Source organism: uncultured Thermomonas sp., from assembly GCF_937872235.1.
Lineage (GTDB): Bacteria > Pseudomonadota > Gammaproteobacteria > Xanthomonadales > Xanthomonadaceae > Thermomonas > Thermomonas beijingensis.
This window is the reverse complement of the sequence record NZ_CALMPC010000015.1, coordinates 1-6,931: the sequence shown is the minus strand read 5'-3', so window position 1 is coordinate 6,931 and position 6,931 is coordinate 1. Positions and strand designations below refer to the sequence as shown.

Genomic DNA, 6,931 nt, shown 5'->3' with positions numbered 1-6,931 from the left:
TTTTTCAGCTTGTAGCGCAGGGCGCGGAAGGTGATGCCCAGTTGCGCGGCGGTGCGGGTTTTGTTGAAGCGGTTTTCGGCCAGTGCCAGTTCGATGGTCTTGCGCTCGACTTCTTCGATGAAGCTGGGCAGGGCACTGGTGGAGGATTCGCGCGGGTCGATTTTGCTGGGGTCCAAGCTGATTGCCGCTGGCGGAGTGGCGTGGGCGGGGCGGTGCAGATCCGGCAGGCGCAGGTCGGCGGCGCGGATGCCGTCGTCGTCGGCCAGGGCAAAGGCGCGCTCCAAGATGTTTTCCAGCTCGCGCACATTGCCGGGGAAGCTGTAGTGCGCCAGTGCTTCGATGGCGCCGGCGTGCAGTACCGGCTGCGGGCGGCCTTGCGCGGTGGCCAGCCGGGTGAGGATGGCGTCGGCCAACAGGGTCAAGTCTTGCCGGCGTTCGCGCAGCGGCGGCACGCGCAGTTCGATCACATTGATGCGGTAGTACAGGTCATGCCGGAAGCGGCCTTCATCGACCAGTGCGGCCAGGTTTTTGTGGGTGGCCGAAAGAATGCGCACATCGACTGCGACTTCGGCATTGGCACCCACCGGGCGTACCGATTTTTCCTGGATGGCGCGCAGCAGTTTGACTTGCATCGCCATTGGTAGCTCGGCGATTTCATCGAGGAACAAGGTGCCGCCCTCGGCGGCTTGGAACAGGCCGGTTTTGTCGGCATGCGCGCCGGTGAAGCTGCCTTTTTTGTGGCCGAAAAACTCGCTTTCCATCAGCTCGGCCGGAATCGCGCCGCAGTTGACCGGCACAAACGGGCCGCTGGCACGTGCACCTTCGTCATGGATGGTGCGCGCGACCAGTTCCTTGCCGACGCCCGATTCGCCGGCGATGTACACGGGGGCTTGGCTGCGGGCGACCTTGGCCAAGGTGGTGCGCAGCTCGGTCATGGCCGGCGACTGGCCCAACAGGCGAGCGGCCACGCTGCCTGCGGCCGGCGAGGGTCTGCCGGTGTCGTTGGCTGTACGCGGTTGCGAGCCCAGTTTCAATGCGTGCTGCACCAGCCCGCGCAGCACGGTGAGGTCCACCGGCTTGCTGACAAAATCGAAGGCGCCAGCTTTGAGTGCGCCCACTGCGGCCTCTTGGTTGCCAAAGGCGGTGATCATCGCCACTGGCGTGTGCGGGTACAGTTGGGTGATTTCCTGCACCAACTCGATACCGGAACCGTCGGCCAGGCGCATGTCGGTCAGGCATAGTGCGTATTGGTTGTGGCGCAGCAGGGCGCGGGCGTCGTGCAGGGACGAGGCGGTATCACTCTTCAGCCCCATCCGGCCCAGGGTGAGCACCAACAGTTCACGGATGTCGCGTTCGTCATCGACGATGAGGACGCTGTTGGACGTACTGCGCGCGAGTGTATTCATTAGGTTGAAAGATACCCGGTTGCCGCGCTGCGTCCAAGTGCGACGTTTTGTGGCAGTGTGCGCAGGGGTACGGTTCAGCCGGTGCTGATCGCACGGACGCCGGTCAACCGGATCCGAAAGCAGGTGCCGCCGGCTGGCAAGGGGATGTGTTGCAGCTCGGCCTGGTTGGCTTGGCACATCTCCTGGGCGAGGTAGAGCCCCAGCCCGGTGCCGTGGCTGGAGGTGGTAAAGAATGGGCGAAACATCTGTGCCGCCACGGTTTCCGGGATGCCGGGGCCGCGATCTTGCACATCCAGCACCGGCGCGCCTTTGTCATCGCGGTACACATGCACGCTGACGTGTGCCGGTGCGCCGGGCATGCGCCCGTACACCAGTGCGTTGTGCACCAGCACCGTCACGATTTGCTGCAATTGGCGGCGATCTGCCAAGCAGGGGAACGCGCCGGGTGCGACTTTGATGTCCAAGGTGTCGTTGTCCAGCGGGTGGTTTTGCAGATATTCGGCGACAAACTGACGCGCAAATTCGCCCAAATCCAGATGCTCGTGCTGGGCGCGTTCGCGCCGGGCCAGCCCCAGCACGCTTTCCACGATGCCATTCATGCGGCGGGTCTGCTGGTAGATGATTTCCAGCAGGCGGCGGTCGGAGGCGTTGATGTCTTGCGACTCTTCCAGCAACTGGGTGGCGTAGCTGATGGCCGCCAACGGATTGCGAATTTCGTGCGCCAAACTGGCAGAAAACCGGCCCAAGGTGGCCAAGGTCAGGCTCTCGGCGCGGCGTGACGCCAGCTCGGCATCGTCCAGAAACACCAATACCTGATCACCTTCGGCCAGCATGCGTGCAAAGCGCGGCAGGATTTCTGGCAAATCCTGTGCCAATTGCAGGGGGGTAGTGTCTTGTGTGCCATCGCGCTCCCACAAGCGCAGCCGCGCATACAGCGCGGGCGCGGCGGTGGCCAGCATGCGCCGGCCCTCGCCGGCGGCACCCAGATGCAGCAACGCGGCTTCATTGGCCAGCCGGATCTCGCCATCCCCATCCACCAGCAACACGCCGGTGCGCATGCGGCGGATGATCAACTCGTTCACTTCGGCCAGATTGGCGGCTTGGCTGCCGCGATGTTCGGCCAGAGCGGCGGTGGCGCGCAATTGTTGGCCCAGCAAACTGGTCAATGTTGCAATTGCCAGATAGCTGAGCGCGAACATCGGAATTTCGATCAGCGGGCGGTTGATGGCCTCTTGGGTCAGGTAGCTCCAGGCCAGTTGCAGCGCCAGCGCCACGCTGGCGATGGCGGCCAGCATCAGCCCCTTGCGCAACGGCAGGAACAACGCGGCCGCGCCGATGTTGAACAACAACATCATCGCAATGCCCGAGCCCACATTCGGCAGTGCGTTGGTGGCCAGCGTGCTGGCCAGGATGTCAAGACTGATGCCGGTCCATACTTGGGTGTTGACTTGGCCACGACGGCCACTGAAGAACAAGGCAATGGCGGCAATCAGGTAAACAATAGCGATGCCCGCAGCCAAGTGCGGGTGCCGCGGCTGGCCAAAAATCATGCCAACTGGGGCGAACACGGTCAAACACAGCAGCGCCGCTTCCAGCAGCCGATACAGGGTGAACGAGTACAGCTCGCGGCGAATCGCGACCTGCAGTGACTGGGTGTCGGAAGGAAGATAGGCCTGCAACATGAGGCGAGTATGCGGGAACCGTGCGGGCTGGCAACGCATGACGCGCCGCAACACGCTAAAATGGGGTTCCATCCGGGCCGGACTGGTTACTCCAGCAGCACGGATGTCCGTCCTCTCCCCGGGTGATCCATGAATTTTCACGAGTACCAGGCAAAGCAATTGTTTGCCGATTACGGCATTGCAGTTCCGACCGGGCGCGTTGCGCGCACGCCGGAGGAGGCCGTTGATGCGGCCAAAACCATCCCAGGTGGCCTGTGGGTCATCAAGGCGCAGATCCACGCTGGCGGCCGCGGCAAAGCCGGTGGTGTGAAGCTGGCCAAGACCTTGGACGAAGTGCGTGAGTATGCCAAGGGCATGCTGGGCACCAGGATGGCGACGTATCAGACCGCCGGCGTTGAATTGCCGGTGGATTCGGTGTTGGTGTGCGAAGGCACCGACATCGCAAAGGAGCTCTATCTGTCGGTGTTGGTGGACCGCGATACCAAGTCGATCACCTTCATCGCCTCCGCCGAAGGCGGTATGGATATCGAGCAGGTGGCGCACGAGAAGCCCGAAGCCATCAAGACCCTGCACGTCAATTACGTGCAAGGCTTGCAGCCGTTCGAGTGCCGCGACCTCGGTTTCGCGCTGGGCTTGACCGCCAAGCAAGTGGGCCAGCTGACCAAGATCATGTTGGGCCTGTATCGCCTGTTCAACGAAAAAGATTTGGCATTGGTCGAATTGAACCCGCTGGCCATCCTCACCGATGGCAATCTCGCGGTGCTGGACGGCAAGATCAATTCCGATGACAACGCCAGCTTCCGCCACGCCGATTTGACCGCGATGCGCGATATTCGTCAGGAAGACGAAACCGAAGTGCGCGCCAGCCAGTACGACCTGAACTACGTCACGATGGACGGCAATATCGGCTGCATGGTCAATGGTGCGGGCCTGGCGATGGCCACCATGGACGTGATCAAGCTGGAAGGCGGCGCGCCTGCCAACTTCCTGGATGTCGGCGGCGGTGCGAATAAAGAACGCGTGACCGAGGCGTTCAAGCTGATCCTGTCGTCGGACAAGGTGAAGGCGATCTTCGTCAACATCTTCGGTGGCATCGTGCGTTGCGACATGATCGCCGAAGGCATCATCGCGGCGGTCAAGGACGTGGGCGTGCAGATCCCGGTGATCGTGCGGCTGGAAGGCACCAATGTGGAAGCGGGCAAGGACCTGCTGAAGAACTCCGGCTTGGCCATTATTCCGGCCGACGACATCAACGATGGCGCGAAGAAGGCGGTTGCCGCCGTCGCTGGCCAGTAAAAGGATCCCCTCATGTCCGTTTTGATCAACAAGAACACCAAGGTGCTGGTGCAGGGCTTTACCGGCTCGCAAGGCAGCTTCCACGCCCAGCAGATGCTGGATTACGGCACGCAGGTTGTGGGCGGTGTGACACCCGGCAAGGGCGGCAGCACCCACCTGGGTCTGCCCGTGTTCGACACCGTGGCGCAGTGCGTGCAGGCCACCGGTGCCGATGCCTCGGTCATCTACGTGCCACCGCCGTTTGCCGCTGACGCGATCATGGAAGCGGCGGCTGCTGGCATCAAAGTCATCGTGTGCATCACCGAAGGCATCCCGGTGCTGGACATGCTGCGCGTCAAGAACGTACTGAAGGGCACTCCGGACGTCGTGCTGGTCGGCCCCAACTGCCCCGGCGTGATCACTCCCGGCGAATGCAAGATCGGCATCATGCCCGGTCACATCCATTTGCCCGGCAAGATTGGTATCGTCTCGCGCAGCGGCACGCTGACCTATGAAGCGGTCAAGCAAACCACCGACGTGGGTCTGGGCCAGAGCACCTGCATCGGCATCGGCGGCGACCCGATCAACGGCACCAACTTCATCGACGCGTTGAAGTTGTTCCAGGCCGACCCGCAGACCGAGGGCATCATCATGGTCGGCGAAATCGGCGGCAGTGCCGAGGAAGAGGCCGCCGAGTTCATTGCCAAGCATGTGACGAAGCCGGTGGTGGGCTTTATCGCCGGTGCGTCGGCACCGAAGGGCAAGCGCATGGGGCATGCCGGTGCGATTGCCTCGGGTGGCTCGGGCACCGCCGAAGGCAAGTTTGCCGCGATGGAAAAGGCCGGCATCACCACCGTGCGTAGCCCTGGTGATCTGGGCGCGGCGATTGCCAAGCGGTTGGCGAAGTAAGTCAGGCGCACAATGCTCAAACAAAAACGGCGGCCTTGCGGTCGCCGTTTTTGTTGCTGCGTGTTGATGAAACTTACTGCGCCGGTTTGGCCGCATCGGCAGCGGGTGCTGTTTCCGCTGCAGGGGGGGGGGCAGTGTCTTCCGCCACCGGCGTGGCTTGCATCTGCTCCATGGCCGGTGCGCTCACCGCTACCGGCGGTTTGGCGGCTTCGGTGTGTTGGGTGTTCACCGGCAGCAGCGGCACGATCAGCAACGCCACGATGTTGATGATCTTGATCAGCGGGTTCACGGCGGGGCCTGCGGTGTCCTTGTAGGGGTCACCCACGGTGTCGCCGGTGACGGCAGCCTTGTGTGCCTCACTGCCCTTGCCGCCGAAGTGGCCGTCCTCGATGTACTTCTTGGCGTTGTCCCATGCGCCGCCGCCGGTGGTCATCGAAATGGCCACGAAGATGCCCGTCACAATCGTGCCGATCAGCAACCCGCCCAGCGCCTGCGGGCCCAGCGCCAGACCCACGATCACCGGTACCGCGACCGGCAGCAGCGACGGCACGATCATTTCCTTGATCGCCGACTTGGTCAGCATGTCCACGGCCTTGTCGTACTGCGGCTTGCCGCTGCCATCCATGATGCCCTTGATGTCGCGGAACTGGCGACGCACTTCCTCCACCACCGCACCGGCGGCGCGGCCCACGGCTTCCATCGCCATCGCGCCGAACAGATAGGGAATCAGGCCGCCGATCAGCAGGCCGACGATCACCATGTGGTTGGACAGGTCGAAGGTGAACTGCACGTCCGGATGCGCGGTTTGCAGGTTGTGGGTGTAGTCGGCGAACAGCACCAGCGCGGCCAGTGCCGCAGAACCAATGGCATAGCCCTTGGTGACGGCCTTGGTGGTATTGCCCACGGCGTCCAGCGGATCGGTCACGTTGCGCACTTCCGGCGGCAGCTCGGCCATTTCTGCGATACCGCCGGCGTTGTCGGTAATCGGGCCGTAGGCGTCCAGCGCCACGATCATGCCGGCCATCGACAGCATGGCGGTCGCGGCGATCGCGATGCCGTACAGGCCACCCAGTTTGTGTGCCACCAGGATCGAGGCGCACACCGCCAGCACCGGCAGTGCGGTGGACTTCATCGATACGCCCAAGCCGGCGATGATGTTGGTGCCGTGGCCGGTGGTGGAGGCCTGTGCGACGTGCTTCACCGGCGCGTACTGGGTGCCGGTGTAGTACTCGGTGATCCACACGATCACGCCGGTCAGCACCAGCCCAACCAGGCCGCAATAGAAAATGTTGGTTGACGAAATCACCAGGCTGCCGTCGAGCGACGTCAAGCCGTTCGGGAACAGATCCGCGGTGACGAACCAGAACGCCACCGCCGACAGCAGCGCCGACACGAGCACGCCCTTGTACAGCGCGCCCATGATCGAGCCGCCTGCCTTTACCTTGACGAAGAACGCGCCAATGATCGAGGCGATGATCGACACCCCGCCCAGCAGCAGCGGATACAGCACCGCATGCGAGTTCACGGCGAACATCAGCCCGCCCAGCAGCATCGTGGCGATGATGGTCACCGCATAGGTTTCGAACAGGTCGGCCGCCATCCCCGCGCAGTCGCCGACGTTGTCGCCGACGTTGTCGGCGATCACCGCCGGGTTGCGCG

5 protein-coding genes are annotated in these 6,931 nt (G+C 63.2%); 2 read left to right on the top strand and 3 right to left on the bottom strand.

Going from position 1 to position 6,931, the window contains the following annotated elements:
• Both QWB57_RS01270 and QWB57_RS01265 read right to left on the bottom strand, forming a co-directional pair.
• Positions 1-1,406 (bottom strand): sigma-54 dependent transcriptional regulator (locus QWB57_RS01270; protein ID WP_288967996.1); only part of this gene is annotated, 1,406 nt, incomplete at its 3' end.
• Between the two features lie 74 nt (positions 1,407-1,480).
• Positions 1,481-3,088, bottom strand: a complete 1,608-nt coding sequence (locus tag QWB57_RS01265; protein ID WP_223625925.1) for an ATP-binding protein — start codon at positions 3,086-3,088, stop codon at positions 1,481-1,483.
• A 129-nt stretch (positions 3,089-3,217) separates the two neighbouring features.
• Here QWB57_RS01265 and sucC point away from each other — a divergent pair, with 129 nt between their 5' ends.
• Positions 3,218-4,384 (top strand): ADP-forming succinate--CoA ligase subunit beta, encoded by a 1,167-nt coding sequence (gene sucC / locus QWB57_RS01260; RefSeq protein WP_288967994.1) that lies wholly within the window; start codon positions 3,218-3,220, stop codon positions 4,382-4,384.
• Between the two features lie 12 nt (positions 4,385-4,396).
• Positions 4,397-5,272 carry a succinate--CoA ligase subunit alpha gene (sucD, locus tag QWB57_RS01255; protein WP_223625930.1) on the top strand — a complete coding sequence of 292 codons (876 nt, stop codon included), beginning with the start codon at positions 4,397-4,399 and terminating at the stop codon, positions 5,270-5,272.
• 73 nt (positions 5,273-5,345) lie between these two features.
• Here sucD and QWB57_RS01250 read toward each other — a convergent pair.
• The coding region (locus QWB57_RS01250; protein WP_288967993.1) for a sodium-translocating pyrophosphatase at positions 5,346-6,931 on the bottom strand (1,586 nt) is incomplete at its 5' end.